General features: G+C 55.1%; 23 protein-coding genes and 1 tRNA gene. 8 read left to right on the top strand and 16 right to left on the bottom strand.

Annotation, left to right across the window (positions count from 1 at the left end):
* Positions 1 to 4 precede the first annotated feature (4 nt).
* A complete protein-coding gene (gene lysS / locus AC6I6N_RS01690) occupies positions 5 to 1,528 on the top strand; it encodes a lysine--tRNA ligase (RefSeq protein ID WP_094196431.1) in 1,524 nt (507 codons plus the stop codon).
* A gap of 184 nt (positions 1,529 to 1,712) precedes the next feature.
* Here lysS and AC6I6N_RS01685 read toward each other — a convergent pair whose 3' ends face one another.
* The 8 genes from AC6I6N_RS01685 to uvrB form a co-directional block, all read right to left on the bottom strand.
* On the bottom strand, positions 1,713 to 2,729 hold the full coding sequence (locus tag AC6I6N_RS01685) for a Bug family tripartite tricarboxylate transporter substrate binding protein (RefSeq protein WP_497942818.1): 1,017 nt from the start codon (positions 2,727 to 2,729) through the stop codon (positions 1,713 to 1,715).
* Between the two features lie 281 nt (positions 2,730 to 3,010).
* A complete protein-coding gene (locus AC6I6N_RS01680; protein WP_042479804.1) occupies positions 3,011 to 3,889 on the bottom strand; it encodes a methylglyoxal synthase in 879 nt (292 codons plus the stop codon).
* Positions 3,890 to 3,895: 6 nt separating this feature from the next.
* On the bottom strand, positions 3,896 to 4,219 hold the full coding sequence (locus AC6I6N_RS01675; protein ID WP_094196429.1) for a HesB/IscA family protein: 324 nt from the start codon (positions 4,217 to 4,219) through the stop codon (positions 3,896 to 3,898).
* A gap of 53 nt (positions 4,220 to 4,272) precedes the next feature.
* Positions 4,273 to 4,656 (bottom strand): iron-sulfur cluster assembly scaffold protein, encoded by a 384-nt coding sequence (locus tag AC6I6N_RS01670; RefSeq protein WP_094196428.1) that lies wholly within the window; start codon positions 4,654 to 4,656, stop codon positions 4,273 to 4,275.
* Positions 4,653 to 5,846: an IscS subfamily cysteine desulfurase gene (locus tag AC6I6N_RS01665; protein ID WP_497942815.1), complete on the bottom strand. Its 1,194-nt coding sequence runs from the start codon at positions 5,844 to 5,846 to the stop codon at positions 4,653 to 4,655. The genes AC6I6N_RS01670 and AC6I6N_RS01665 overlap by 4 nt, the downstream gene beginning before the upstream one ends.
* Before the next feature lie 34 nt (positions 5,847 to 5,880).
* The gene (gene iscR / locus AC6I6N_RS01660; protein ID WP_021446710.1) at positions 5,881 to 6,357 is read right to left on the bottom strand and encodes a Fe-S cluster assembly transcriptional regulator IscR; all 477 of its coding nucleotides are present in this window, start codon (positions 6,355 to 6,357) and stop codon (positions 5,881 to 5,883) included.
* Between the two features lie 142 nt (positions 6,358 to 6,499).
* The gene (locus tag AC6I6N_RS01655; protein WP_162988252.1) at positions 6,500 to 6,991 is read right to left on the bottom strand and encodes a low molecular weight protein-tyrosine-phosphatase; all 492 of its coding nucleotides are present in this window, start codon (positions 6,989 to 6,991) and stop codon (positions 6,500 to 6,502) included.
* Between the two features lie 453 nt (positions 6,992 to 7,444).
* Positions 7,445 to 9,466, bottom strand: a complete 2,022-nt coding sequence (uvrB, locus tag AC6I6N_RS01650; protein WP_094196425.1) for an excinuclease ABC subunit UvrB — start codon at positions 9,464 to 9,466, stop codon at positions 7,445 to 7,447.
* A gap of 84 nt (positions 9,467 to 9,550) precedes the next feature.
* On the opposite strand from uvrB, the gene AC6I6N_RS01645 reads away from it, so the two are divergent.
* The 3 genes from AC6I6N_RS01645 to lexA all read left to right on the top strand — a co-directional run bounded on the left by AC6I6N_RS01645 (position 9,551) and on the right by lexA (position 12,152).
* Positions 9,551 to 10,753, top strand: coding sequence for an amino acid aminotransferase (locus tag AC6I6N_RS01645; protein ID WP_094196424.1), 1,203 nt, complete (start codon positions 9,551 to 9,553; stop codon positions 10,751 to 10,753).
* A gap of 71 nt (positions 10,754 to 10,824) precedes the next feature.
* Positions 10,825 to 11,385, top strand: a complete 561-nt coding sequence (locus tag AC6I6N_RS01640) for a GNAT family N-acetyltransferase (protein WP_094196423.1) — start codon at positions 10,825 to 10,827, stop codon at positions 11,383 to 11,385.
* Positions 11,386 to 11,492: 107 nt separating this feature from the next.
* Positions 11,493 to 12,152, top strand: a complete 660-nt coding sequence (gene lexA / locus AC6I6N_RS01635) for a transcriptional repressor LexA (protein ID WP_094196422.1) — start codon at positions 11,493 to 11,495, stop codon at positions 12,150 to 12,152.
* A gap of 539 nt (positions 12,153 to 12,691) precedes the next feature.
* On the opposite strand, the gene lon is transcribed toward lexA, so the two are convergent.
* The 4 genes from lon to tig all read right to left on the bottom strand — a co-directional run bounded on the left by lon (position 12,692) and on the right by tig (position 18,798).
* Entirely contained in the window at positions 12,692 to 15,157 is a 2,466-nt protein-coding gene (lon, locus tag AC6I6N_RS01630; RefSeq protein WP_094196421.1) for an endopeptidase La, read from the bottom strand.
* Positions 15,158 to 15,432: 275 nt separating this feature from the next.
* Positions 15,433 to 16,734 carry an ATP-dependent Clp protease ATP-binding subunit ClpX gene (gene clpX / locus AC6I6N_RS01625; protein ID WP_094198325.1) on the bottom strand — a complete coding sequence of 434 codons (1,302 nt, stop codon included), beginning with the start codon at positions 16,732 to 16,734 and terminating at the stop codon, positions 15,433 to 15,435.
* A 100-nt stretch (positions 16,735 to 16,834) separates the two neighbouring features.
* Positions 16,835 to 17,488, bottom strand: a complete 654-nt coding sequence (gene clpP / locus AC6I6N_RS01620) for an ATP-dependent Clp endopeptidase proteolytic subunit ClpP (protein WP_021446711.1) — start codon at positions 17,486 to 17,488, stop codon at positions 16,835 to 16,837.
* Positions 17,488 to 18,798: a trigger factor gene (gene tig, locus AC6I6N_RS01615; protein ID WP_108727325.1), complete on the bottom strand. Its 1,311-nt coding sequence runs from the start codon at positions 18,796 to 18,798 to the stop codon at positions 17,488 to 17,490. Before tig ends, clpP begins: the two co-directional genes overlap by 1 nt.
* Before the next feature lie 173 nt (positions 18,799 to 18,971).
* On the opposite strand from tig, the gene AC6I6N_RS01610 reads away from it, so the two are divergent.
* The gene (locus AC6I6N_RS01610) at positions 18,972 to 20,183 is read left to right on the top strand and encodes a CaiB/BaiF CoA transferase family protein (protein ID WP_321266182.1); all 1,212 of its coding nucleotides are present in this window, start codon (positions 18,972 to 18,974) and stop codon (positions 20,181 to 20,183) included.
* 123 nt (positions 20,184 to 20,306) lie between these two features.
* Positions 20,307 to 20,391, top strand: a tRNA-Leu gene (locus AC6I6N_RS01605).
* A gap of 817 nt (positions 20,392 to 21,208) precedes the next feature.
* Here AC6I6N_RS01605 and AC6I6N_RS01600 read toward each other — a convergent pair.
* Positions 21,209 to 22,699, bottom strand: coding sequence for an MFS transporter (locus AC6I6N_RS01600; RefSeq protein WP_497942804.1), 1,491 nt, complete (start codon positions 22,697 to 22,699; stop codon positions 21,209 to 21,211).
* Between the two features lie 112 nt (positions 22,700 to 22,811).
* On the opposite strand from AC6I6N_RS01600, the gene soxR reads away from it, so the two are divergent.
* On the top strand, positions 22,812 to 23,270 hold the full coding sequence (gene soxR / locus AC6I6N_RS01595; RefSeq protein WP_497942801.1) for a redox-sensitive transcriptional activator SoxR: 459 nt from the start codon (positions 22,812 to 22,814) through the stop codon (positions 23,268 to 23,270).
* 120 nt (positions 23,271 to 23,390) lie between these two features.
* Here the strand turns inward: soxR and AC6I6N_RS01590 are convergent, their stop codons facing one another.
* From AC6I6N_RS01590 to AC6I6N_RS01580, 3 genes are all read right to left on the bottom strand, one after another.
* Entirely contained in the window at positions 23,391 to 23,927 is a 537-nt protein-coding gene (locus AC6I6N_RS01590) for an AmiS/UreI family transporter (protein ID WP_094196416.1), read from the bottom strand.
* Positions 23,928 to 24,309: 382 nt separating this feature from the next.
* Positions 24,310 to 25,203, bottom strand: a complete 894-nt coding sequence (locus AC6I6N_RS01585; protein WP_420884932.1) for an arsenic resistance protein — start codon at positions 25,201 to 25,203, stop codon at positions 24,310 to 24,312.
* 101 nt (positions 25,204 to 25,304) lie between these two features.
* The gene (locus AC6I6N_RS01580; protein ID WP_094196415.1) at positions 25,305 to 25,547 is read right to left on the bottom strand and encodes a hypothetical protein; all 243 of its coding nucleotides are present in this window, start codon (positions 25,545 to 25,547) and stop codon (positions 25,305 to 25,307) included.
* Positions 25,548 to 25,673: 126 nt separating this feature from the next.
* Here AC6I6N_RS01580 and AC6I6N_RS01575 point away from each other — a divergent pair, with 126 nt between their 5' ends.
* Positions 25,674 to 26,117, top strand: coding sequence for a hypothetical protein (locus tag AC6I6N_RS01575; RefSeq protein WP_497942799.1), 444 nt, complete (start codon positions 25,674 to 25,676; stop codon positions 26,115 to 26,117).
* Positions 26,118 to 26,127 lie beyond the last annotated feature (10 nt).

Here is a 26,127-nt window from a genome sequence, read left to right as displayed (position 1 = left end):
CACAATGACTGAATCGCTAGACACTTCCGCACCCGTCGTAGACGAAAACCGCCTGATCGCCGAGCGTCGTTCCAAGCTGGACCGCCTGCGCGAAAATGGCATCGCCTACCCCAACGATTTTCGCCCTGATGCCCACGCTGCCGAGCTGCACAAGCAATACGGCGAGCAGGACAAAGAGGCGCTGGCTGCAAGCCATAAAGTCGTGAAAGTGGCTGGCCGCATGATGCTCAAGCGTGTCATGGGCAAAGCCAGCTTTGCCACGCTGCAAGATGCCTCCGGCCGTATCCAGATCTATCTGGACAAAGCCGCACTGGGTGAAGAGAACTATGCGCAATTCAAGGGTTGGGATATCGGTGACATCCTGGCCGTGGAAGGCACCGTCTTCAAAACCAATAAGGGCGAACTATCCGTGCACGCCTCCAGCGTGCGCCTGCTGGCCAAGTCCCTACGTCCCCTGCCCGACAAATTCCACGGTCTGGCCGACCAGGAATTGAAGTACCGTCAGCGCTACGTCGACCTGATCATGGGTGAAGACACCCGTCAAACCTTCCTGGCCCGCAGCAAGGTCATGAGCAGCCTGCGTCAGCACATGGCCCAGGCCGATTTCCTGGAAGTGGAAACCCCGATGCTGCACCCCATTCCGGGTGGCGCATCGGCCAAACCCTTTGTGACCCACCACAATGCGCTGGACATGGAAATGTACCTGCGTATTGCTCCCGAGCTGTACCTGAAGCGTTTGATCGTGGGTGGTTTCGAGCGCGTGTTCGAGATCAACCGCAACTTCCGTAACGAAGGCGTCAGCCCTCGTCACAACCCCGAATTCACCATGATGGAGTTCTACGCGGCCTACACGGATTACCAGTGGCTGATGGACTTCACCGAAAACCTGATACGCGAAGCCGCGATCAGCGCCCGTGGTACCGCTACCCTGCAATACCAGGAACGCGAGCTGGATCTGAGCCTGCCTTTTGATCGCCTGACCATTACCGGCGCCATCATGAAGTACGCGCCTTCCTACCAGATCGAACAACTGGAAGACATCCAGTTCCTGCGTACTGAGCTGGCTCGCCTGAAGGTGGACGTGAACTCGCCCCCGCTGCGTGATGCCGGCCTGGGTGCCTTGCAACTGGCTCTATTTGAAGAAACAGCCGAATCCAAGCTCTGGCACCCCACTTTCATCGTGGACTACCCCGTAGAAGTGTCGCCGCTGGCACGTGCCTCGGACACCCAGGAAGGCATTACCGAGCGCTTTGAGCTGTTCATCACGGGTCGCGAGATTGCCAATGGCTTCTCGGAGCTGAACGACCCTGAAGACCAGGCCGCTCGCTTCCAGGCTCAGGTTCAGGCCAAGGATGCTGGCGACGAAGAAGCCATGTTCTACGACGCGGACTACATCCGCGCTCTGGAATACGGCATGCCTCCTACAGGCGGCTGCGGTATCGGTATCGACCGACTGGTCATGTTGCTGACCGATAGTCCTGCTATCCGTGACGTGATCCTGTTCCCGCACCTGCGTCGCGAAGACTAATCACAGTCTCAAGACAGAAAAACGCGCGGCCTTGACCGCGCGTTTTTCTTTATGCATCGTCGCCCCCCATACGCACATACGCACATACGCACATACGCACATACGCAGCTATTCTGTCTGTTCGGGAACCGCCCCCCCACTCCCATCGCCGCATTAGCCAGCCCCAAGCCCGTAAGGGCAAACATCACTCAGGTTTGATACCAGCAACGGCCGCTACGTCACGAAACAAAGCAATATCACGCGCCACAATCTGATCCAGCGACTCAGCCGATCCAGGGGCGATCACAAAGCCCAGTTCCTCCAGAGGAGCAGCAAACTCGCGGGAACCAAGTACAGCCGTAATATCGCGATTCAGCACAGCGACGACCTCATCGGGCGTGGCACGTGGCACAAAGATGCCCTGCCAACTTTCGATCACGAAATCAGATACACCCAACTCATGAAAAGTGGGAACATCCGGCAAAACCTTCGAACGCTCCAGCGACGTCACCGCCAGAGGAATGAGCTCACGCTTGTGAATGTTCTGGGTTGCCCCAGAGATATCAATAAGCGCCGCATCTACATGCCCGCCTAATATGTCCAAAACAGCCGGCGCCCCTCCCGCGTAGGGGATGTTATTGGTTTGCGTACCCAAACGCTGATTAAGCATCTCGACAGCCAGATTATAGATACTGCCATAGCCAATCGGCAGCGCGGCGGATACTTCGCCAGGTCGCTGTTTAAGCAGCGTCACGTACTCATCAAAATGGCTGACACCCAAGCCTGGGCGAACCACCAACACCTGCGAATTAACAATGGTACGAGTTACGCCACGAACATCGGTCGGGCTATAAGGTAGTTTGCGGCCAAGGGCAGCATTGATCGCGAGCTGGTCACCACTGGACAACAACGTGTGGCCGGTCGGTGCCGCGCGAACGACCCGGTTGACACCAAGACTGGTGTGCGCGCCGGGCACATTGTCCACAATCACTGTTTGTTGCCACAATTCGGCAAGGCTTTGCGCCAGCATTCGCGCAATGCGATCGGCGTTGCCACCCGGATTCACCGGAACAACAATGCGCACGGGCCCCGAAGGGAAGTCATCGAGCTGCTGCGTGTGTGCCGACGCCGTAATAAATGCAGCACCTAGTGAGGAAACAGCACCTCCAAGCCGGGCAAGCATACCCGCACCCATAGCATTCAAGATCATGCGACGATTCAAGCCTGCCTCCGGTATCTCCACACTACCCTATTGACTGAACGACATTGTGTTGCGATGCTTGCAAATCACGATCGTAGTCTAGAGAAGCCCCGCCCACGGATCAAGCAGACCTTTCCCGTGTCATTGATCAAGGCCCTGCCAGGGATGTTCGTACAGTCAGGGAAACTGGCCCAGCGAACCTCATGTGAAACAAAAAAGGACGCTTTTAAGCGTCCTTTTTTACTGCCACCACAAGGTTTTTAAATAAACCTTGCAAGGCCTGTACGTCCATCCCTGCACAATCAATCCACCGGCAAACGCATCACCGCCTGTGCCCATTTATGGGCCACTTCGGGCGAGGAGAAACACGAAGCCTTATCTGCCACCACACGCACCGCGCGTTCCAGCAACTGGATGTCGGCCTCGTGCTGACGTGCGACGTGCGGGTCCTCGAAGAAGATCACACGCTGGCAACGGTTTTCCAGTACCAGCTCGGCAATTTGCGCATCGCCGCCCAAAGGACCGCTTAGATAAGACTGAATCCAGGGGGTTTCCTTGGGCCAGCCTTTGGACCAAGCCAGCTCGTTCAACAAGCGACTGGTCGTCCCTGTTCCCACGCGTTGGCCAAAACGGGACAGCAGGTCGAAATGCTTGTCAGCGAACTCAACCATCTTGTCCTTGAGTGCATCGTGCGCGATCAAGGCCAGAGTTTGGTTGGGGAAGTCAAAAATACGTTTGCAGCTGGAGTCGGGCCACAGGCCACGACTGACTCGCTCCACTTCAATCCATTCAATCGCCCCCATCAGGGTCGAAATAAAAGGACGACCATGCGTAATGCACTGACGCTTGAGCGCCAATGCTTCCGGGAAAATGGAAGATGGGTCTACCGGGTCAATCAGATAAATGGCGCCATCAAAAGGCGGAGTGCCATCCGGGCTTTGTGTGACCCGGGCAACCAGCTTCATCAAGCCGCCATCACGACCGTAAGGATAGCGAACCAGGCCGCCATAGCCTTCCAGCAGGCCCGAACGCTCGATGGCATTACAGGTACGACCCACCGTATAAAGCTCAACTTCCAACTCGCGAATACCGCTGGCTGAGCGCCGCAACCACTGAAACAAAGCCGCATCTGCCGAATCATGGTGCAACTGATTGGCCGCCAAACCGAAACGTAATGACATGAGTTCCTACACGGTAAACGATTCGCCACACCCGCAGGAGGCTTTCTCGTTTGGATTGATGAATTTAAAACCTTCATTGAGGCCATCGCGGCCATAATCCAGACGCGTGCCATCAATAAAGGGCAGGCTCTTGGGATCAACAAACAGTTTAACGCCGTGCTCTTCAAACAGTTGATCGCCTTGAACCGGCTCATCAACAAAATCCAGCTTGTAGGCCAGACCCGAGCAACCGGTCAGACGTACACCTAAACGTAGCCCCAAACCGCCCCCGCGTTTTTTCAAATGACGCTGGATATGTTCTGCGGCGGGCTGAGTAAGAGAAATAGACATAATCTTTTCCTTTCTATAAACCTGAAGGGGATTCAGCCTTCAGGCTTGGACAACTAAAACGCGCCTTTGTTCTGTACCGAGGCAACGGCAGCCTGAACCGCCTCCTGGACCAACAAAGCACAATGCACTTTGACCGGTGGCAATTCCAATGCTTGCTGCACATCCGTGGACGAGAACTGGGCCGCTTGCTCCAGACTGCGATCTTGCAGCCATTGCGCCGCAAATGAAGCAGCTGCGATGGTACAGCCACAGCCATAAGCCTTGAAACAGCTCTCCTGAATCTGACCCTGCTCCGATACCTTGAGCTGGATACGAATCAAGGCCCCGGTTTGGTAGCTTCCTGCCTCCCCCGTGCCTACGTCAGCATCACTGCTGTTCATGACACCCACATGACGCGGGCGCAGAAAATGCTCCATGACAGCGTCACTATATCTCATTGCGTGAACGGCTCCGAAGCGGACTCGCTCCATAAAGGAGAGATGGCCCGCAATTGTTCAACCACACGACCGATGGCGGCAATCGTGTCATCAATGTCCTGCTCGGTCGTGAAACGGCCCAGACTCAAACGCAAGGAACTGTGTGCCAACTGATCGCTACGACCCAAGGCCGTCAATACATAAGAAGGTTCCAAACTGGCCGACGTACAGGCCGAGCCACTGGACACGGCCAAATCAGTCAGGGCCATCATCAGGGCTTCACCCTCGATGTAATCCACACTAATGTTCAGGTTATGTGGCACACGCTCATCGAAGGTGCCGTTCAGGTACAAATCTGGGATCTGCTGCAAACCAGCCCACAGCCGATCACGCAGCGCGGTGATGCGCTGATTGTCTGTCTCCATTTCCTGGGCGGCCAACTCAAACGCACGTCCCATGCCCACGATCTGATGTGTGGCCAAGGTGCCGGAACGAAAGCCGCGCTCGTGACCACCACCATGAATCTGCGCTTTCAGACGCACCGCCGGTTTACGGCGGATATACAAGGCACCTATCCCTTTGGGACCGTAGGTCTTGTGGGCCGACATGGACATCAAATCCACCGGCCATTCCTGCAGATTGATCGCCACCTTGCCGGTAGCCTGGGCGGCGTCCACATGGAACAGCACCTTGTGCTCACGGCAAATTGCACCCAAAGCCTGCACATCCTGAATCACACCAATTTCGTTATTCACCAGCATGACCGAGGCCAGGATGGTATCGGGACGAATGGCTTGTTCAAACGCCTGAGGATCAATCAGACCACTGGGCAGGACATCCAGAAAGGTGACTTCAAACCCTTCGTCCTGCAAGGCCAGACAGGTATCCAGCACAGCCTTGTGTTCCGTACGGACGGTAATAATATGGCGGCCCTTGGACTGATAAAACTGCGCGGCACCCTTCAAGGCCAGATTGATGGCTTCGGTAGCACCGGAAGTCCAGACGATTTCTCGCGGCTCTGCCCCGACCAGGGAGGCAACCTGACGACGCGCCTGATCCACGGCCTCTTCCGCATCCCATCCATAAGGATGGCTGCTGGAGGCGGGATTGCCAAATCGTTCCGTCAACCAGGGAATCATGCTGTCGGCCACACGCGGGTCTACCGGTGTGGTGGCGGCATAATCCATATAAATACGCTGAGCGCGACTCATACAAAACTCCGGAGTCAGTAGCGGCGACTGCCCACTACAAAGTACATTCTTCTGGCTGACCGGCTTCCTGAGCGGCCAACTTGAGCTGACGCAGGCGCTGCTGATCAACCAAGTCCTGTAGCGAGACAGAGTCCAGATAATCGACCATTTTACGACTAAGCGTCGCCCAAAGCTCGTGAGTCATGCACTCGCCTTTCTGCCCATTTGTGCCCTGCTTGCAATTACCCTTGCCACCACACTGGGTAGCATCAACGGGCTCATCGACCGCAAACACAATGTCAGCAACGGTGATGTGGCGGGCCAGACGCGCAAGCGTATAGCCACCACCCGGACCCCGCACACTATCGACCAGTTCATGGCGGCGCAACTTGCCAAATAACTGTTCAAGATAGGAGAGCGAGATACCCTGTCGCTGGCTGATGCCTGCGAGCGTCACCGGTCCACTTTGCTGGCGCAGCGCAAGATCGATCATCGCGGTTACGGCGAAACGCCCTTTTGTCGTCAAACGCATGATAGTTTCCTTGCCAAAGGCGAAAGCGGCCGGATTGCCAAGGGCAAATCCGACCAATTTGGTCCAGTATAGCAAATACAGGGGAAACTACCGTGCTTGAGCGTGTGTTTTTACACTTATACTGCAGTGTTATTTTAGTCGCTCAGGCAGCACGGTAATTGGGTACGCGCTTGCGAACCAACTCGAATACGCCCTGGCAGGCATCCTCAATATAGTCCATGACCTTATTGAAGCCATCCTGGCCACCATAATAAGGATCAGGCACGGTAGCCGCTTCGTAATCAGTGGCAAAACGCATCAGCAACATGAGCTTGTGACGGTACATGGGAGGACACATTTGCTGCAAGGCAGCGTGATTTTCCCAGTCCATGCTCAAGATAAGGTCGAAGTTGCGAAAGTCCTCGCGCTGGACCTGTCGGGCCTGATAGGTAGAGATGTCATAACCGCGTTTACGAGCGGCTATCTGTGCGCGTGTGTCAGGATGCTCGCCAACATGAAAGCCATGCGTGGCGGCTGAGTCCACCAAAATAGCCTCCGACAAACTGGCTTGGTCAACCAGTTGGCGCAAGACACCTTCGGCGCTGGGGGAGCGGCAAATATTCCCTGTACAGACAAACAGAACCTTACTCATAATGCGTCAAAGTCTGCGGGAAAACCCCAAATAAGGCAAGACGGAGCAAGGGCCTAAAACAGGTCTCCGATACGGCCTTGGAAACAGCAAACCCGGATCGTTTGGGGGCTGCAAATAAGAACAGTACGCCGGTGCTTGAAGTTTGGAATAAACCAAAGGCGCGGCACCCTTTGCTTAGCGGATACTGCGCCTTCGCGAGATGAGATAAATCAAGCAATACACCTGAGCGATGAAAGCCGGTAGCGGAACCGTGCTTTTACTGTCTTTTCGTCCAAGCCTAGTTGCGAATACACAACAGCAACAAGCAAAGATGAAAAAGCTCCACGTTCCCAGGAAGGGGTTAAGCCTGATACCGACACACACACGCCCCATCTGGTCCAAGCGAAGGTTTGCGCTCCTGCCCAAGGCACACTGCAAGGGGCAAGCCCTTGCCTGATGCCATTAGGCCAAGGGCCGTCACGCCATCAGCAACTTGGCCTTGAGCCTTTGCAACTTGTCGCGCGCAGCCGCAGCTTGTTCGAACTCCAGGTTACGGGCGTGATCCATCATCTCTTTTTCCAGACGCTTGATCTCACGTGCTGCCGCCTTCTCGTCGCGAATCAAGGCTTCTGGCACGTCCTCGCGCAAGCTGGCGGTAGGATCCGAAGCCACAACGCCGTCAATCAATTCGCGTACCGCCTTGTTCACGCCGCGCGGCGTAATGCCATGCTCTTCGTTAAAGGCGATCTGCTTGGCACGACGACGCTCGGTTTCCTCGATAGCGCGACGCATGGAGTCTGTCATTCTGTCGGCATACAAAATGGCCTTACCGTTCAGATTACGCGCTGCCCGACCTATGGTTTGAATCAGGCTGCGCTCGGAGCGCAGGAAGCCTTCCTTGTCCGCATCGAGAATGGCCACCAAAGACACTTCAGGCAAGTCCAGGCCCTCGCGCAACAAGTTGATCCCGACCAGCACATCGAATACGCCCAAGCGCAAATCACGGATAATCTCGGCCCGTTCCACGGTATCAATGTCCGAATGCAAGTAACGCACCCGGATGCCATTCTCGGACAAGTAATCCGTCAAGTCTTCGGACATACGCTTGGTAAGCGTTGTCACCAGCACACGATCTTGCTGCGCCGTACGCAACTTGATTTCACCCAGCAAATCATCGACTTGGGTGGTGGCAGGACGAACTTCAATTTCGGGATCCACCAGGCCGGTAGGCCGCACCACTTGCTCGACCACGTTGTCGGCATGTTCTTGCTCGTAAGCAGCCGGTGTGGCCGACACGAACACGGTTTGCGGCATGCGACGCTCGAACTCTTCCAGCTTCAAGGGCCGGTTATCCATGGCCGACGGCAGGCGGAAACCGAATTGCACCAGCGTTTCTTTACGCGAGCGGTCACCACGGTACATCGCTCCCAACTGCCCGATCGTGACGTGGCTTTCATCAATAAACATCAGGGAGTTACGCGGCAGGTAATCAATCAGCGTTGGTGGCGGATCGCCGGGCGCCGCCCCTGACAAGTGGCGGGAGTAGTTCTCGATGCCTTTGCAAAAACCCAGCTCCTGCAGCATTTCCAGATCAAAACGAGTGCGCTGTTCCAGGCGTTGGGCCTCGACCAAATGCCCTTCCCGCGTCAAAAATTCCAGACGCTCACGCAGTTCCAGCTTGATGGTTTCAATTGCCCGCAACACCGTTTCACGGGGGGTCACATAGTGCGAACTGGGGAACACAGTAAAACGGTTCAGCTTCTGCACCACTTTGCCAGTTAGCGGATCAAACAGTTCCAGCTCTTCCAGTTCGTCATCAAACAGACTGACCCGCAAGGCCAGCTCGGCATTTTCCGCCGGGAAAATATCGACCACTTCGCCACGGGCCCGAAACACACCACGCTGGAAGTCCAGGTCGTTGCGCTCGTACTGCATGGCAACCAGTCGGGCCAGCAGCTCCTGCCGAGCGATTCGGTCGCCCTTGCGTAGCGTCAGCACCATCGCATGGTAGTCGCCAGGATTACCAATACCGTAGATGCAAGAGACCGTGCCCACAATAATGGTGTCCGGTCGCTCCAACAGGCTTTTGGTGGCCGACAAACGCATCTGCTCGATGTGTTCATTGATGGACGAGTCTTTTTCAATAAACAGATCGCGCGATGGCACATAGGCCTCGGGCTGGTAGTAATCGTAATAAGAGACGAAGTATTCCACGGCATTGCGTGGGAAGAACTCGCGCATCTCTGCGTACAGTTGCGCGGCCAGGGTTTTATTGGGTGCCAGAACAATGGCCGGACGCCCTGTCCGAGCAATAATGTTCGCCATGGTATAGGTCTTGCCCGAGCCCGTTACCCCCAACAGGGTCTGGTACATCAAGCCGTCATCAATCCCCTCGACCAACTGCTCAATTGCCGCTGGCTGGTCACCAGCAGGCAAATAAGGTTGGAAAAGCTTGAAGGAACTCCCTGGAAACTCTTGAAAGGCAGGCTCAAATTTCATGCTAGACACACTTTAGGGTAAGCCCGTATTATCACATTAATGCTTTGTTTTTCTACCTTTCTGCGCTAACGCCCCCATATCATCATGACATCGCTCTTCGAAACCGTCGAACTGGCTCCACGCGACCCTATTTTGGGTTTGAATGAACAATACAATGCCGACGAACGCAACGGCAAAGTTAATTTGGGAGTCGGTGTTTATTACGACGATCAAGGGCGTATCCCGATTTTGCAGGCTGTTCAACAAGCTGAAGACGCCTTGATGAGCAAGGCCGCTGCACGCAGCTACCTGCCTATCGAAGGTATCAATACCTACAACCTGGGTGCTCAAACCCTGTTGCTAGGCGCCGACTCCCCCGTTATTGCCGAAGGCCGTGCCTTGACGGTGCAATCCCTGGGCGGTACCGGCGCACTGAAAATCGGTGCTGACTTTCTGCACCAACTGCTGCCACAGTCCGAGGTTTACATCAGCGATCCAAGCTGGGAAAACCACCGTGCTCTGTTCGAGCGCGCCGGCTTCAAGGTCAACACCTACGCGTACTACGATGCCACCACTCATGGCCTGAACTTTGAGGGCATGATCGCTTCGTTGCGTGCCATGCCTGCCCAGTCCATCGTGGTCTTGCACGCGTGCTGCCACAACCCCACCGGCGTGGACCCCAGCATGGAACAATGGGCCCAGATCGCCGAACTGATCAAAGAGCGTCAACTGGTTCCTTTCCTGGACATCGCCTATCAAGGCTTTGGTGCCGGTCTGGAGGAAGACGCCAGCGTGGTACGCCTGTTTGCCAAGCTGGGCCTGTCCATGTTCATCAGCTCTTCTTTCTCCAAATCCTTCTCGCTATACGGCGAACGCGTCGGCGCCCTGACACTGGTCACGTCCAGCAAGGACGAAACGTCCCGCGTGCTGAGCCAGGTCAAGCGCGTGATTCGCACCAACTATTCCAACCCGCCAACACACGGCGGCAAGGTTGTAGCCACTGTCCTGAGCTCACCCGAGCTGTTCCAGACTTGGGCTACCGAACTGGCTGGCATGCGTGATCGCATCCGTGACATGCGTGCACAACTGGTTGCCAAGCTGAAAGAACATGGTGCCACCCAGAACTTTGACTTCGTACTGCAACAGCGCGGTATGTTCTCCTACTCCGGCCTGACGGCCGAGCAAGTAGAACGCCTGCGCCAGGAACACGGCATTTACGCCGTCAGCAGTGGCCGTATCTGCGTTGCTGCGCTCAACAGCCAGAACATTGATGTCGTGGCCAAAGCCATCGCTCAAGTCCTGAAATAAGCTGGCCGTCCTTACCGCCTCCAACGCCCTTCTTCGGAAGGGCGTTGTCGTTCCGGACCTTGGAGTACCCCATGACAGACGCTATTTCCCTGCACACCGAACGCCTGATCCTGCGCCCCTGGAAACCGACCGACCTCGAGCCCTTTTACCGATTAAATAGCGACCCCCACGCGCTGCGCTTTTATCCGGCCACCCTGGACCGCGAACAAAGCGATGCTATCGCCCACCGCAGCCAAAGCCTGATCGAAGAACATGGCTGGGGGCCCTGGGCTGTGGAGCTGAAGGAAAAAGGGGCCTTCATCGGTATGGTCGGCTTGAACCGCCCAACTGCTGAGCTCTACTTTCAGCCTTGCGTAGAACTGCTCTGGCGTCTTCTGCCTGAATACTGGGGCAAAGGCTACGCCACCGAAGCCGCCCGAGCCTGCATGGATTTTGCCTTTAACGAACTGGACCTGGAGCAAATTGTGGCGTACACCGCTCAGTTGAACCGGCCTTCGCAAACCGTCATGCAACGCCTGGGCATGACAAAACAAGCCGGCACCTTTGCTCATCCTGGCGTACCTGTGGGCCACCAGCTTGTCCCTCACGTGCTGTACACGCAGGATCGCAAAGACTGGTCTCCATCTGCCTGAACAGACCTCGAAGGGTCGAAAATTAAGCCTTTAAGGTCCCCAAAGCTTGCAAAAACGGCAACTGTAACGCACAATCTTTACTGTATATATATTCAGCAGACAATACTATGACCGCCAAGCTCACTGCACGCCAGCAACAAGTGCTGGACATTATCCGTTCTGAAATCGAACGGACGGGTTTCCCCCCCACTCGCGCAGAAATTGCTCAAGTGCTGGGTTTCAAATCCGCCAATGCGGCCGAAGATCATTTGAAAGCTCTGGCCCGCAAAGGCGCGATCGAGCTAACCGCCGGTGCCTCGCGCGGCATACGCCTGCTTGGCACGGATACACGCGACCATGCTGCGCCCAATAGCAGCCCATTGGCCAATCTGACTGACGCCCTCTTACTGCCCATTATTGGCCGCGTTGCTGCCGGTAGCCCTATTCTGGCTACTGAGCATATCGAGCGCGAAATTGGTGTTGCCCCTACCCTGTTCACCCAAACGCCTGATTACCTGCTACGTGTGCGCGGCCTGAGCATGAAAGACGCCGGAATTTTTGACGGCGATCTGCTGGCCGTCAAAAAAGCTAGCGAAGCGCGTAATGGGCAGATCGTGGTGGTCCGCATTGGTGATGATGTCACCGTCAAGCGCCTGTCGCGCTCCAGCAATCAGGTCATCCTTTTGCCTGAGAACCCGGACTTTGAACCCATCATCGTCACCGACCCGGACTCTCTGTCCCTGGAAGGCATTGCTGTAGGCCTGATTCGTACCAGCCCGCTGCATTAAACCTTGTCTCTCTAGGCTACCAGGCCTGTTTTATGAGCTTGGTGCACCTGATAAGAAAAAACCCCATATACCGTTTGGTGCATGGGGTTTTTTTACTGGTCAGAGTGCATGCCGCTATACAAGTTTGAGCAGATTAACGGCGACAAGCGCTTTGCCTATGGCCATCACGGTATGTCTGCAGTTGCAGTCATGGCTGCAACTGCAGACATACCTAGCCCCCCACATACCTGCATGCCTACATACCTGCATGCCTACATGCCTACATGCCTACATGCCTACATGCCTACATGCCTACATGCCTACATGCCTACATGCCTACATGCCTACATGCCTACATGCCTACAGCAAGAGTTGAGCAGCCGTAAACCTCTCGCGCAAGCTTGCGACCCTCACCTTCCTCATATCATTGCCCAAAGATCTGGCTCCCACTGCTGTCAACATGGCTAACCTCAAAGCCACGATCAGTCTGACCAAAATGCAAACAGGCTACCTTGGGTTCAAGGTAGCCTGTTTCACTGCTTGCTTACTACTGCTGATGCTTAGTGCTTGAAGGACTCCGAGCCCGTGCCTGCGGCACGAGTGGCGGCCAAAGCCTCAGCAGCCAGGCGAGCCACCTCTTCGTCGCTCAGAGGCGTGACGGCGTCTTGCAGGGCCACTTCCAATACACGATCAATCCAACGCACTGGAATGATCTCCAGCGTGTTCTTCACGTTATCTGGAATGTCGGCCAAGTCTTTGACGTTTTCCTCCGGGATCATCACCGTTTTGATGCCACCGCGCTGCGCTGCCAACAGCTTCTCTTTCAAGCCGCCAATAGGCAAAACTTCGCCGCGCAAGGTGATTTCACCCGTCATGGCCACATCAGAGCGAACCGGAATACCCGTCAGACTGGACACAATAGCCGTGGTGATGGCGATACCAGCCGATGGACCATCCTTGGGCGTAGCGCCTTCAGGAAAGTGCACATGCAGGTCGCGCTTCTCGAACACCGTGTTGGGGATGCCCCATTTCTGGGCACGCGAACGCACCACTGTGCGGGCCGCCTCAACGGACTCTTTCATCACATCGCCAATCGAACCGGTGCGTAACACATTGCCTTTACCGGGCATATCGGCCACTTCAATGGTCAGCAGATCGCCACCCACCTCGGTCCATGCCAGGCCGGTCACCTGTCCAATCTTGTTCTCCTTCTCGGCCAGGCCGAAGGAGTAGCGACGCACACCCAGGTACTCGTTCAGGTTCTCCGAATTGACCACCAGAGTTTCCTGTGTCAGGGCCTTGTTACGGGCAGCACGCGTACCAGCCTGTGGATTGGCCACCAGCAGCTTGCGAACCACCTTGCGGCAGATCTTGCTGATTTCACGCTCCAGCGAGCGTACACCCGCCTCACGCGTGTAGTAACGCACGATGTCGCGTACAGCATCTTCGGTGACTTCCAGCTCACCAGCACGCACACCGTTGTTCTTCATCAGCTTGGGCAGGAGGTAATCAAAAGCAATGCGTACTTTTTCGTCTTCGGTGTAGCCAGACAGACGAATCACTTCCATACGATCCAGCAAGGCCGGTGGAATATTCAGGGTGTTACTGGTTGCCACGAACATCACGTCGGACAAGTCGTAGTCCACTTCCAGGTAGTGATCCTGGAAGGTGTGGTTTTGTTCAGGGTCCAGAACTTCCAGCAATGCCGAGGAAGGATCGCCACGGAAATCCGCGCCCATCTTATCGATCTCGTCCAGCAAGAACAGCGGATTACGTACACCCACCTTGCTCATGTTCTGAACAACCTTGCCGGGCATAGAGCCAATATAGGTACGACGGTGACCACGGATCTCGGCCTCGTCACGTACGCCACCCAAAGCCATGCGAATGAACTTGCGGTTCGTTGCCTTGGCAATGGACTGACCCAGCGAAGTTTTACCGACGCCTGGAGGGCCAACCAAACACAGGATCGGAGCCTTCAATTTGTCCACACGTTGCTGAACTGCCAGGTACTCAACAATCCGCTCTTTGACTTTCTCCAGACCAAAATGGTCCGCATCCAATACTTCCTGAGCATTGCTCAAGGAATTATTGATACGGCTCTTTTTGCGCCAAGGCAGACCAACCAGCGTTTCAATGTAGTTGCGCACCACCGTGGCTTCAGCTGACATGGGCGACATCAGCTTGAGCTTCTTCATTTCAGCTTCAGCTTTCTTGAGCGCCTCTTTGCTTAGCTGAGCCTGCTCGATGCGCTTTTCCAGTTCCTCGACATCGGCACCGTCCTCGCCTTCGCCCAACTCTTTCTGAATCGCCTTGACCTGCTCGTTCAGGTAGTAGTCGCGCTGGCTCTTTTCCATCTGCTTTTTCACACGGCCGCGAATGCGTTTTTCGACCTGCAAAATGTCGATTTCACCTTCCAATTGCGACAGCAGGCCTTCCAGACGCTCCATGGCCTTGGGTGTTTCCAGCATGCCCTGCTTTTGCTCCAGCTTCAACGGCAAGTGAGCAGCAATGGTATCGGCCAGCCGGCCAGCGTCATCGATCCCGGTCAGGGAAGTCAGAATTTCCTGAGGGATCTTTTTATTCAGTTTGACGTACTGCTCGAACTGACCCAGCACAGCGCGGCGCAAGGCTTCCGTTTCAGCCGCATCACCAGCATCGCCAGGCACCTCAACCACCGAGGCCATAAAGTGGGTGTCAGCATCCTGAACCTGGGTGATACGAGCGCGTTGCAAGCCCTCCACCAGCACTTTTACGGTGCCATCAGGCAACTTGAGCATTTGCAAAATACTGGCCGCACACGCAATTTCGTAGAGATCCTCAGGAGCGGGATCGTCCTTGCCTGCGGACTTTTGCGCCACCAACATAATGTTATTGCCGGACTCCATCGCCAGCTCAAGGGCTTTTATCGAGCGAGGCCGACCAACAAAAAGCGGAATCACCATGTGAGGGAACACCACTACATCGCGCAAGGGAAGCAGCGGCAGCTCAATAGGTTCCGTAGAAAGAATCTGGCTCGCAGACATAGTCATTTCCTATAAATGTCCTTAGACGCAAAAGGGAAGCCTGGGCTTCCCTTTCACGGTTTAACCTGTTGTAGCTCAGATTGTGGCGAATTTTGATATTTCAAGTAGGCCGTACGAACATTAGAACAGAACTTCACAGAGTTAAAGAGAGACAAATTTTTATGTCTGGTGGCCATCATGAACACCCACTCTTTTCTCTTTACCTTCGCCTGTCGCCCGGTCTTGCCTGTGCCCTTCCGGTCAGAGCCAGACAGAGCACAAACAAGGAGATATCTCTAAGCTACTGCGTTCTTCAAGGGCGACTCAGTGTCACTGGCTTCACTATCGGACAAAGTGCGACCCAAAATCAATTCGGGTTTACTCTTTCCGGCAACGGCGTCCTCGGTCAGCACCACTTTGCTGACATCCTTGCGCGACGGCAACTCGTACATCGTGTCTAGCAGCGCTTGCTCGACAATGCTGCGCAAGCCGCGGGCGCCTGTACGACGTTTGATGGCACGCTGGGCCACAGCACGTAGCGCGGCAGGTTGAACTTCCAGCTCCACACCTTCCATGCTCAGCAGTTTCTGGAACTGCTTGACCAAGGCATTGCGTGGCTCGGTCAAAATGCGGATCAAGGCATCTTCGTGCAGCTCTTCCAGTGTGGCGACCACAGGCAATCGTCCTACCAGCTCAGGAATCAGACCGAATTTGATCAGATCCTCGGGCTCGGCCTCTGCAAACAGCTCACCTACGCCACGCTCGGATTTGGCTTTCACCGAAGCGGAAAAACCGATGCCGGATTTTTCTGTACGGTCACGAATCACCTTTTCCAGGCCATCAAAGGCGCCGCCTACGATAAACAGGATATTGGTGGTGTCGACCTGTACAAAGTCCTGGTTCGGGTGTTTGCGACCACCTTGTGGAGGCACCGAAGCCACGGTACCCTCGATCAGCTTGAGCAGTGCCTGTTGCACGCCCTCACCCGATACGTCGCGGGTGATCGACGGGTTATCCGACTTGCGGGAAATCTTGTCGATTTCATCGATATAAATAATGGCACGCTGCGCTTTTTCCACATCGTAATCGCAGTTTTGCAGCAGCTTCTGAACGATGTTCTCGACATCCTCACCCACGTAACCGGCTTCGGTCAGGGTGGTCGCATCGGCCATCACAAAAGGCACATCCAGCATGCGGGCCAGCGTTTGAGCCAACAGCGTTTTGCCCGATCCGGTAGGCCCGATCAGCAAAATATTACTTTTGGACAGTTCCACATCGTCACGGCCTGCCTTGCCGCCACGAATCCGTTTGTAGTGGTTATATACCGCTACGGCCAAGGTGCGCTTGGGCGTCTCCTGGCCAATAACATAACCGTCCAGAAACTCTTTGATTTCCTGGGGGGTGGGCAATTCTTTACGTTCACCATCAGGAGTGGCGCCCGCAGCTTCGTCACGAATGATATCGGTACACAGATCAATACATTCGTCGCAGATGAACACCGACGAAGGTCCAGCGATCAGTTTCTTGACCTCATGCTGGCTTTTATTGCAAAACGAGCAATGCAGAACTTTCTCGTCGGCCGATTTCTTTTCGGACATAAATTTAAATTTCACTTCAGGATGGTAAAAGGACGGGAACAAGTCCCGCCCCCGAACAGCCATAGTACTGCTTCAGATCGATCCCTGTTGGGACGGATGATTACTCGTCACGCGTATTCATCACCTTGTCGATCAGGCCATAGGCCACAGCGTCTTCAGCTGCCATGAAGTTATCACGCTCGGTATCGAGCTCGATACGCTCGACAGGCTGGCCGCAGTTCTCGGCCAGAATCTTGTTCAAGCGTTCACGCAGACTCAGGATTTCCTTGGCCTGAATCTGGATATCGGAAGCCTGACCACGCGCACCGCCCGAAGGCTGATGAATCATGATGCGCGAGTTAGGCAAGGCAAGGCGCTTGCCCTTGACGCCCGAAGACAACAAGAAAGCACCCATGCTGGCAGCCATGCCGGTACACAATGTCGAGACTTCCGGCTTGACGAACTGCATCGTGTCGTAGATGGCCAGGCCTGCGTAGACCGAACCACCGGGCGAATTGATGTAGAGCGAAATATCTTTCTCGGGATTTTCCGACTCCAAAAACAGCAGCTGGGCCACAATCAGGTTGGCCGAGTTGTCATGAACCGGGCCCACCAGAAAGATGATGCGCTCGCGCAGCAGGCGGGAGTAGATGTCGTAAGACCGCTCTCCACGACCAGACTGCTCAATCACGATGGGCACGTAGCCCAGACCCGTAGGGGCAACGGACTGCCCCCCATGCATTGAAGCGTAGAAGTCGACAAAGGTTGACGACATTAGTTGGTTCCCATGATTTGGTCGAACGCCACCTCCTCGTCGGACACCTTGGCCTGGGACAGTACGTGCTCGACGACGTTGTCTTCGAGTACCACTGCCTCAATCTCGGCGCGACGCTGGCGATCGGACAAGTAGTAGGCCACCACTTGGGCGGGCTGTTCATAGTTCTGGGCAAACTCTTCGATGCGGGTACGAACCTGCTCGGGCTTGGCTTGCAGTTCAGCAGCCTTGACCAGCTCGGAGACCAGCAGACCCAGACGCACACGGCGTGTGGATTCTTCCTGGAAAGCCTCGGCAGGGATAGGCATCTTGTCTGCGTCGGGCACGCCACGGTCTTTCAGTTCAGCACGAGCCGAAGCGATACGGCCTTGGACATCGTTGTCTACCAGAGCCTTGGGCACCTCAAATTCGCTGGCGGACAACAAAGCGTCCATCACGGCGGATTTGTTGCGAGCATGCACACGAGCCTTGATTTCGCGCTCGATGTTGGCACGGATGTCTGCCAGCAAAGCGGCTACATCACCTTCGGCCTGACCCAGGGACTTGGCAAATTCAGCATCCAGCTCGGGCAGAACGGGCTGGGCCACGTCTGTCACGGTGATCTTGAATTCAGCGGTTTTGCCAGCCACTTCCTTGCCGGTGTAATCGGCCGGAAATTCCAGGGGGAATGTTTTGGTTTCGCCTGCTTTCATGCCGGCAACGGCAGTTTCAAACTCGGGCAGCATGCGGCCACGACCTTGCAGGTATTGGAAACCTTCAGCGCTACCACCTTCGAAAGGAACGCCGTCAATGGTGCCCACAAAGTCCAGAGTGATGCGATCATCTTCCTGGGCTTCGCGATCAGCGCTGGACTCGTAGTTGGCGCGTTGCTTGCGCAACACGTCTACGGTGCGCTGGATGTCTTCGTCGGTCACAGGCGTAGTGGCACGCTTGATTTCCAGCTTGGACAGATCGGGCAAGGCCACTTCCGGATAAACTTCGAAGGTCGCGGTAAAGGCCATCGTGCCTTCAGCAGGCTCGCCTTCTTTGGCTTCCAGATTAGGAGTGCCGGCTACGCGCAATTTGGAGTCCTGGATCACTTTGTCCAGGGCTTTGCCGATTTCTTCGTTGATGGCGTCGTAACGAATACCAGGGCCGTGGCTGCGCTCGACAACGGACAAAGGCGCTTTACCGGGACGGAAGCCCTGTACCTTGGCCGTGCGAGCCACACGCTTGAGCTGGGCCTGGACTTGTTTTTCTACGTCGGCCACCGAAACGACCACATCGACTCGGCGCTCCAAGCCGGACAGAATTTCAACCTCGGGCTGCATTGAAGACCTATATTAAATTGAGTAATTGATAAGAGTAATCCGGCATTTTACCGGAAACTGGCACGGTAAATCCAAACAAACGTATTTTGAATCATAATTTCCTGTCAAGACAATACAGCCGTGCCGGACTATGATCCCTTACTTTACCTTCCCTACGCAAGACTGATATGCACATGACTACCCCTTTGGGCGGCATCCGGGTCCTGGAACTGGGCCAATTGATCGCCGGCCCCTTTGCTGCCAAGATCCTGGGCGAATTTGGCGCGGACGTGATCAAGGTTGAATCCCCTAAAGGCGGCGACCCCTTGCGTAAATGGCGTTTGCTGCATGACGGTAACTCGGTCTGGTGGGAGGTGCAATCACGTAACAAAAAATCGCTGGCCTTGGACCTGCGCCAAGCGCAGTGCCAGGACGTGATCCGGGCATTGGTAAAAGAGTGTGACATCCTGATCGAAAATTTCCGTCCCGGTGCCCTGGAAGAATGGGGGTTGGGTTGGGAAGCCCTGAAAGCCATCAACCCAGGCTTGATCATGCTGCGCGTGTCGGGCTACGGCCAGACAGGCCCTTACAAGGACAAACCTGGTTTTGGCGTGATTGGCGAAGCCATGGGTGGTTTGCGTCACCTTAGCGGTGAAGCCGGACGCCCACCGGTACGGGTTGGCGTCTCCATTGGAGACTCTCTGGCGGCCTTGCACGGTGTCATCGGCATCATGATGGCCCTGCGCCAACGCGAGCAAAACCAGGGTGTAGGTCAATATATTGACGTGGCCCTGTATGAATCCGTTTTCAACATGATGGAGAGCCTGCTGCCGGAATACTCGGCTTTTGGCGCAATACGAGAACCGGCCGGCAGCAGCCTGCCCGGTATCACCCCCAGCAATGCCTATGTCTGCAAAGACGGCAAATATGCCCTGATTGCCGGTAATGGTGACAGCATTTTCAAGCGTTTGATGAACGCCATTGGCCGCGCCGATATGGCAGAAAATCCCGACTATGCTCACAACGATGGTCGCGCACGGCATGCAGGCGTGATTGATGCCGCTATCGGTCACTGGGCCAGCGCCCTGGAGCTGGACAAGGTACTGGAGATTCTTGACCAGGCCGGCGTTCCGGCAGGCCGCGTGTATGACATCGCCGATATTGCGACCGACCCCCACTACCAAGCCCGCGAAATGCTGTTGGACAGCCGCTTGCCAGATGGCACACCGCTTAAAGTGCCGGGCATTGTTCCCAAGCTTAGTGACACTCCCGGCGGTATTTACCGCCTTGCTCCCCATCTGGGCCAAGACACCGAAGAAATCCTGAATCAGTTGGGCATCAGCGCCGAGCAACAGGCCGACTGGCAAGCACGTGGATTGATCGCAAAAAGCCCAAAACGTCGATAAAACAAAGCGGTACAAAAACGTTTGAGGGCCACATCAGGATGGCCCCTAATCAATTTGCTTCCCCATAGGGCGGACTACTTGCCTAGGGTGAAAATCCACGCTAGAATCTACTTCTTTCGTGTTGCGAACGTGGCGGAATTGGTAGACGCACCAGATTTAGGTTCTGGCGCCGAGAGGTGTGAGAGTTCGAGTCTCTCCGTTCGCACCAAAGCATGAAAACCGTTGATTCAAAAAAAATCAATTTTAAGTAAAATCAACAGCTTAGCTTCTTCTCTAATGGCTTTTGATAGCCTGTTTTCAAGTATTCAACATCGTAGGCCCCATAAAAGCCCCACGAAAACAGCTTATAGCCAGCATCAACAAACACACTTCTGGGTATCGAACCCGGATAAAACTGCCCCCTGCTGCGCAATCAGCCCCCCCTTATCGGGAACGCCGGATCTTTTCGACCAAACAGGAAACGCAGACCTGGGCGATGCAACGCGCGCTTTACCTTATCTCCCCTACGTTTGAGACCGCTCGCCTTGAATCGGCATAAGATGACACGCTCATCGTTGGCATCAAAGCCGCACGCCTGGCCAACTTCAAAAGTAGCAAAATGTGCAATCGACCCAGTCATTTCTCAGAGCCCACACAAGTCTGCAATGAGGGTCGCTGCGCTTGCTCAAACACAAGCTTCAGACACAAAAAAGCCGCTCTTGGTGAACGGCCTTTTTATTTGGGTTTGAGGACTATTCCTGCCTATCATGCTTGCCGGGAAAGTCACTAGGCCAACGCATGGGCTTAGGTTCCGGATCGGGCCTGGGGGCTGGATTGGGAGAAGGGATACCATTCACGTCCGAACCTCCTTCACATAACAATCAAAAGTGTGCAAGGCCACGCATTAATTGCACTAAATACTATACCAATGGTGGAAGATCACCAGCCTTCTAGTATTAACCCCAGTGCAACATGGCACCACGTCCCCAGATCAAGCGTTCTCCGGGAAACGTAGTACGGACACGAAAGCAGACTTGCACTTCCTTTTAATCAGACTGTTTTTTAGCCTTGCAGTTCCGTGCGACTATGATCCCAAACAATGGCGCGACGGCAAATACGCCAAATAGATAATAAGCAGCCTGACGCGTCCCCGCCACTCCACCCGGATCAATAAGTCCACCTGCATTGGCAACCATCCCCGCCAAAGCCGCTCCGCTGGCCGTTGCGAAGAGCTGAATGGTGGTGATGGATGCCCCGGCCAGTTCTTGCTCCTGAGCAGAAGCGGCTTTTAACACCCGTATCAGCAAATGGGGCCAGGCCAGCCCTACTCCCAAGCCGATCAGCGCCAGTGCCAAACAAATCAGAACCAGGTCCAGAAACAGGCCCGTGCTGGTCTCCGGTACCAGAAAGGCGAGCCCGAGCATGCCCAGCAAGCCGCAAACCGGCCCGACCAGAATCGCCCGCTCAATCGCCCGTCCGCTCAGCCCCGAGCTGATGACAGCACCTACCGTCCAACCCGCTCCCATCAAGGCGGCCAGGTAGCCCGCCACCAAAGGAGACTGCTGATGCAAAACTTGCAGAAAAAGCGGTGCGAAAACCTCTCCGCTAGTGACAGTCAACACCAACAAGGACATCAAGGCATACAAACCGGCAATCTCGGAACGAAACTGAAAGGTCCCCGACGGCAACAAGCGGCTTGGCGAACGTTTTTCGACGGCAATCAAGGCGGCACCCAGCACGAACGCCAGCGCCAGGCCCAGGACATTGTGCACCAGCTCTGCCGAGGTGCTACCCGCAGAAATAGCCAGCACAGCCAGCGTCAATAAAATAAGCTGAATCAACGGGATAGATGCCTTTGCCTCAGTGCCGGATTGAGGCTCCCGTTTAGGCAAGACACCAGAAGCCACTACAGCAAAAAGAACTGCGATCAGGGCAACGGATCCAAAAGCAGCCCGCCACATGCCCCACTGCGCAAACAGGCCGCCGATCGCCGGGCCAGCAAGGGTGGCCACACCCCACATGCCCGACACCAAAGCCATCGCACGGGGCCATAACTGCTCGGCAAAAACCACGCGAATCATGGCGTAGGCCAATGCAAAGAGCAAACCCCCACCTATGCCCTGAACAAAGCGACCGAACAGCAAAATGGACATGCTGGGTGCCCCCGCACAAATCACCGCCCCCACCGCAAAGGTCACGGCGGCCAGGCCGTAGCTTCCTTTAGGGCCTGTCATGGTCAGCAACTTGGGGGACAAGGCCGAACCCAGGATGGATGCCACCACAAACAAGGTCGTGTTCCAGGCATAGAGATCCAGTCCGCCGATATCCTGCACAACCGTAGGCAAAATGGTGGTCGCAATATAAACATTGACGGCATGCAGCACCACGCCGCCCGCCAGCACCAGTGCACGCATGGCATTGGCGCCAGACAATAAATCCCCCCAGGCTGACTGGCTGGGCGCCCCCTGCCCCCCATTCGCGGCCAACTGGTCTTGTGCCGCTGGCACCTCGCCCGCAGGGGCTTGCTGATTCTTCATAAGATCTCGACTCGTTCACAATAAGACGCCCCGCTGCTCAAGGAGCTTGCAGGGGCAAGAGTCGTCTTTTATAAAACCTCATGTATAGATGAGGTCAAGAGAATCAGTCACCATGAAAATCGACATTACTATCCCGCTATCGGTAGGCGAAGTTGCACGCCGCAGCGGAGTAACCATTGCCACCGTGCATCACTATGAGGCCAAAGGCTTGATTCAAGGCTGGCGCAGCGATGGCAATCAGCGACGGTATCACCGCGAGGTTTTGCGGAAGATCGCGGTAATCAAAATTGCCCAAAGAGCCGGTATTCCGCTGGCAACAATCAAGGAGGCCTTGGATGAGCTGCCATCCGGCAAGCCACTACAGGCCAAGGACTGGGCGCTGCTCTCAACCCGCTGGCTCGACATGCTCAATGATCGGATCCGCAGCCTGACCCAACTTCGTGATGAGCTGGATGGCTGCATAGGCTGTGGATGCTTGTCCATGACGAATTGCCCGTTACGAAACCCGGGGGATCAATTGTCATTGGTGGGAGATGGGGCTGTGTTACTGAAGCAGAAGAGCACCATTTAAGGCATTCACCAGCAGGATCTGCTCAATTAGGCAAAGAGCCTTCAATGCCGCCCCGAGGGCCCGGTCGGGATGCCAGGCCTGTTCTTATGGGGATTTTTATCAAGCGAATACTAAGCCGCTTTAAATCACGCCCCAGAAATACAGCAAGGCAGGCAGCAGCGCCGTCAACACCCCCTGTACGGCGGACACCATGCCTGTCAAGCGGGCAATGGGTTTATTCAGGACCAGCAGCAAGAAGAACAGGAACCAGAGGACGGCCCAAGACAGCCAGCTTAGCACTTGCCAATAATCAAAAATCCGCTCCGCAAGACTCAGGTTGGTGATCGCGGCAGGAACGGCAATGCAGGCCACCGCCAGGGAGTACCAACCCAGCGCACGGCCGTCACTGCCAGTAAAGGCGTTCACCCCGACCCAGAAATAGGTCAGGGCAAACAGGCCCAGGTAAATGGCGGACAAGGGGGAGTACACCACGCTGTTGGCCGGATTCAGGATGTGAGACATGCAGATGAATCCCAACACGGCGGTGAACAAATTAACAATGGCAGCATCTTTAGCATCCACCAGCCTGCCCGCGTGGTGACCTTCAGAATAGTAGAGACGAACACCATTCACGAACAGGCACAGGCCTGCAAACGCCAGAAAAGCGGCAACTAGCATTTTGAAGATTTCCTAAGTAATAGAAAGCGGGCACAGAACATGCCCGCAACATGATGTTGCACTCAGAGCCGAGGCGGAGCAGATCATAGAGCCTGGTAGCCCAATCGCCATGTATGTTTTTTTATAAGCTCTATAAGAAAAACCGCGCATTTTTACGGCGGTTTTCCAGTGAGTAATCATCCTAAAAAGCAAAGATTTTGCACGGGCTTGAACAGGTCAGATCAGCCCTTACCCATTTTGAGAACGAAACCTAGCCGAAAACAGGACAAACGTTCTCCATCAATACGTGGAAAATCCCATCGAATTCAGGACAAGCGTGCTGCAAATGATATTTGCCAGCCAACAAACGGCTTACACAAGAAACCACTCAAGCCTGTTCGTTTTAGCCTCCGCGAGCCAATACGCGCACATAGACCAGTTGCGCCAGCAACTCCACCAAGGTCTGGGTCAAAATGATAGCGGGCAACAAGGGCAAGGCACCTGGAATAGCCAGGGCCAAAGGCAGAACAACCAGGGAGTTACGAGTCGCGCTGCTAAAGGCCACTGCTCGTCGCAAAGGGACTTCCAGACGTACTTGTTGCGCCAGCACCCAGCCAATGACAGGAGCCAGGACGGCAAACAGAACATACACTGGCAAGACGCGCCACAACACATCCAGCGCCGGCTCCAATTGCCTCAAAACGGCAGCTACCACAATAAACAACACCAAGGCGGTAGCCGGGACAGGCGCCAGGCCTAAACCCGTCTGGATCTGCGCCCAGACGCGACTTTTCCCAGCAAGATACTGAGTCGCCCCCGCCAATAGCAGTGGAGTCAAAATCAGAAAAAAGAAGGCGTCCAGAAAAGGCCCGGCCTTGATGTACAGGCCAAACTGTTCTCCCAATGCCAACTTCAGGAACAAGGGTAAAAGCAGCATTTGCACCACAAGCAGCACCGGCGTAGCCGCTAGCAAGCTTCGCGCATCTGCACGGCCTAATTGAGCAAACGTGACAACGTAGTCAATGCAAGGGGCCAGCAGCACCAGCAACACACCCAGACGCAGCATGGTATGGTCTGGCAGCAAGGGCAGCAGCGCAAAGACAAAGAGAGGAATCAGACAAAAATTGGCCACGAGCAGCACGGCCAAAAAGCGCAGTTGCGTCAGCGCCTTACCCAGTTGAGAAACAGGCACCTGCAAAAAGGTGACATACAACATGAAAGCCAGTGCCGGATTGATCCAGTCGACCAAACTGGCCGGCATCACCCAGACACTGGCCATCAAACCGGCCAGCAACATCGCCACACAATAAATGGCGATTTGCCGACTTTCCAACGCTTCACGAATCACGGTCAGCACCTCGCTTGGCAGCAAACCCGCAGCACTGCCGTGAAAAAACCTTACAGACCGCTACGACGCAAACGGGCGGCCGACTGACGATTCAAGTCCCGAGCCTCACGCTCGGCATATTCGCTTTCACCAGCTTCGTAGCGTCCTTCATGCATGCAGGACTCACGATCCCAGGTACATTCATTGAAGAGTTTGGAGACGGGGCCACCGCCTGGTTTGGCCGAAGAACACGCCGCCATCAAGGCAGTCAAACCAATGACCGCAGCACCTTGGATCAGTCGTCGAAGCATCATTTCGTCTTCCCTACAAAAAATCTTTTCTTACCGCAAATCGAAACGACAGCCAATCGCGGACAATACGAACACTGTACCCCGAGGCCTAAAAGCTCGTCGATTCCCTTTCCTGTTAATTTGCAATTTATGACTCAAGAACAATTTCTGCTATTGGCCCAAATTTTGCACTTATCACCCAGCCCGGAGCTTGAACACGAGACGCAACGTCCAGAGGGGCCCCTTAGCCCAGAGGCACAACAAATCCTGGCTCTACATCATCAACTCAAGCAGGCCTATGTTATTCACCGGCCCACCGCGTTTCGGGTTGTGGTCAGCCATGACGATCTGGATCGATTCCCTGGCGCGCTGGACCTAAAACAGGGCATGCGCGTCCAACTTGTCTCCTACATCAGTGAACGCTACATCAACGTTCGCATCACCGAAGTTCCCTCTACACCCAAGGCCTATTTCCGAGGGATGGTCACGGAGCAAAACACCGGCTACACGCTATTTGAAGTCGGGGACAGCGTGTATTTTTCTGAAGATCAAGTGCACGCTGTCCTCAAGCCGTCGGCCGGGCGACATCCCTGATCCCGGGTCC

Source organism: Alcaligenes sp. LTN-3 (genome assembly GCF_059735605.1).
Note: the sequence above shows the minus strand (reverse complement) of the source record. Positions and strands in the feature narration are given on the sequence as shown.

What these genes read in the sequence shown, in the direction of transcription:
- lysS (WP_094196431.1), top strand. Translation starts at nt 5, where the DNA reads ATGACTGAATCGCTAGACACTTCCGCACCCGTCGTAGACGAAAACCGC.
- AC6I6N_RS01680 (WP_042479804.1), bottom strand. Translation starts at nt 3,889, where the DNA reads ATGTCATTACGTTTCGGTTTGGCGGCCAATCAGTTGCACCATGATTCG.
- AC6I6N_RS01675 (WP_094196429.1), bottom strand. Translation starts at nt 4,219, where the DNA reads ATGTCTATTTCTCTTACTCAGCCCGCCGCAGAACATATCCAGCGTCAT.
- AC6I6N_RS01670 (WP_094196428.1), bottom strand. Translation starts at nt 4,656, where the DNA reads ATGAGATATAGTGACGCTGTCATGGAGCATTTTCTGCGCCCGCGTCAT.
- AC6I6N_RS01665 (WP_497942815.1), bottom strand. Translation starts at nt 5,846, where the DNA reads ATGAGTCGCGCTCAGCGTATTTATATGGATTATGCCGCCACCACACCG.
- iscR (WP_021446710.1), bottom strand. Translation starts at nt 6,357, where the DNA reads ATGCGTTTGACGACAAAAGGGCGTTTCGCCGTAACCGCGATGATCGAT.
- uvrB (WP_094196425.1), bottom strand. Translation starts at nt 9,466, where the DNA reads ATGAAATTTGAGCCTGCCTTTCAAGAGTTTCCAGGGAGTTCCTTCAAG.
- AC6I6N_RS01645 (WP_094196424.1), top strand. Translation starts at nt 9,551, where the DNA reads ATGACATCGCTCTTCGAAACCGTCGAACTGGCTCCACGCGACCCTATT.
- AC6I6N_RS01640 (WP_094196423.1), top strand. Translation starts at nt 10,825, where the DNA reads ATGACAGACGCTATTTCCCTGCACACCGAACGCCTGATCCTGCGCCCC.
- lexA (WP_094196422.1), top strand. Translation starts at nt 11,493, where the DNA reads ATGACCGCCAAGCTCACTGCACGCCAGCAACAAGTGCTGGACATTATC.
- lon (WP_094196421.1), bottom strand. Translation starts at nt 15,157, where the DNA reads ATGTCTGCGAGCCAGATTCTTTCTACGGAACCTATTGAGCTGCCGCTG.
- clpX (WP_094198325.1), bottom strand. Translation starts at nt 16,734, where the DNA reads ATGTCCGAAAAGAAATCGGCCGACGAGAAAGTTCTGCATTGCTCGTTT.
- clpP (WP_021446711.1), bottom strand. Translation starts at nt 17,488, where the DNA reads ATGTCGTCAACCTTTGTCGACTTCTACGCTTCAATGCATGGGGGGCAG.
- tig (WP_108727325.1), bottom strand. Translation starts at nt 18,798, where the DNA reads ATGCAGCCCGAGGTTGAAATTCTGTCCGGCTTGGAGCGCCGAGTCGAT.
- AC6I6N_RS01610 (WP_321266182.1), top strand. Translation starts at nt 18,972, where the DNA reads ATGACTACCCCTTTGGGCGGCATCCGGGTCCTGGAACTGGGCCAATTG.
- AC6I6N_RS01600 (WP_497942804.1), bottom strand. Translation starts at nt 22,699, where the DNA reads ATGAAGAATCAGCAAGCCCCTGCGGGCGAGGTGCCAGCGGCACAAGAC.
- soxR (WP_497942801.1), top strand. Translation starts at nt 22,812, where the DNA reads ATGAAAATCGACATTACTATCCCGCTATCGGTAGGCGAAGTTGCACGC.
- AC6I6N_RS01590 (WP_094196416.1), bottom strand. Translation starts at nt 23,927, where the DNA reads ATGCTAGTTGCCGCTTTTCTGGCGTTTGCAGGCCTGTGCCTGTTCGTG.
- AC6I6N_RS01585 (WP_420884932.1), bottom strand. Translation starts at nt 25,203, where the DNA reads ATGTTGCTGGCCGGTTTGATGGCCAGTGTCTGGGTGATGCCGGCCAGT.
- AC6I6N_RS01580 (WP_094196415.1), bottom strand. Translation starts at nt 25,547, where the DNA reads ATGATGCTTCGACGACTGATCCAAGGTGCTGCGGTCATTGGTTTGACT.
- AC6I6N_RS01575 (WP_497942799.1), top strand. Translation starts at nt 25,674, where the DNA reads ATGACTCAAGAACAATTTCTGCTATTGGCCCAAATTTTGCACTTATCA.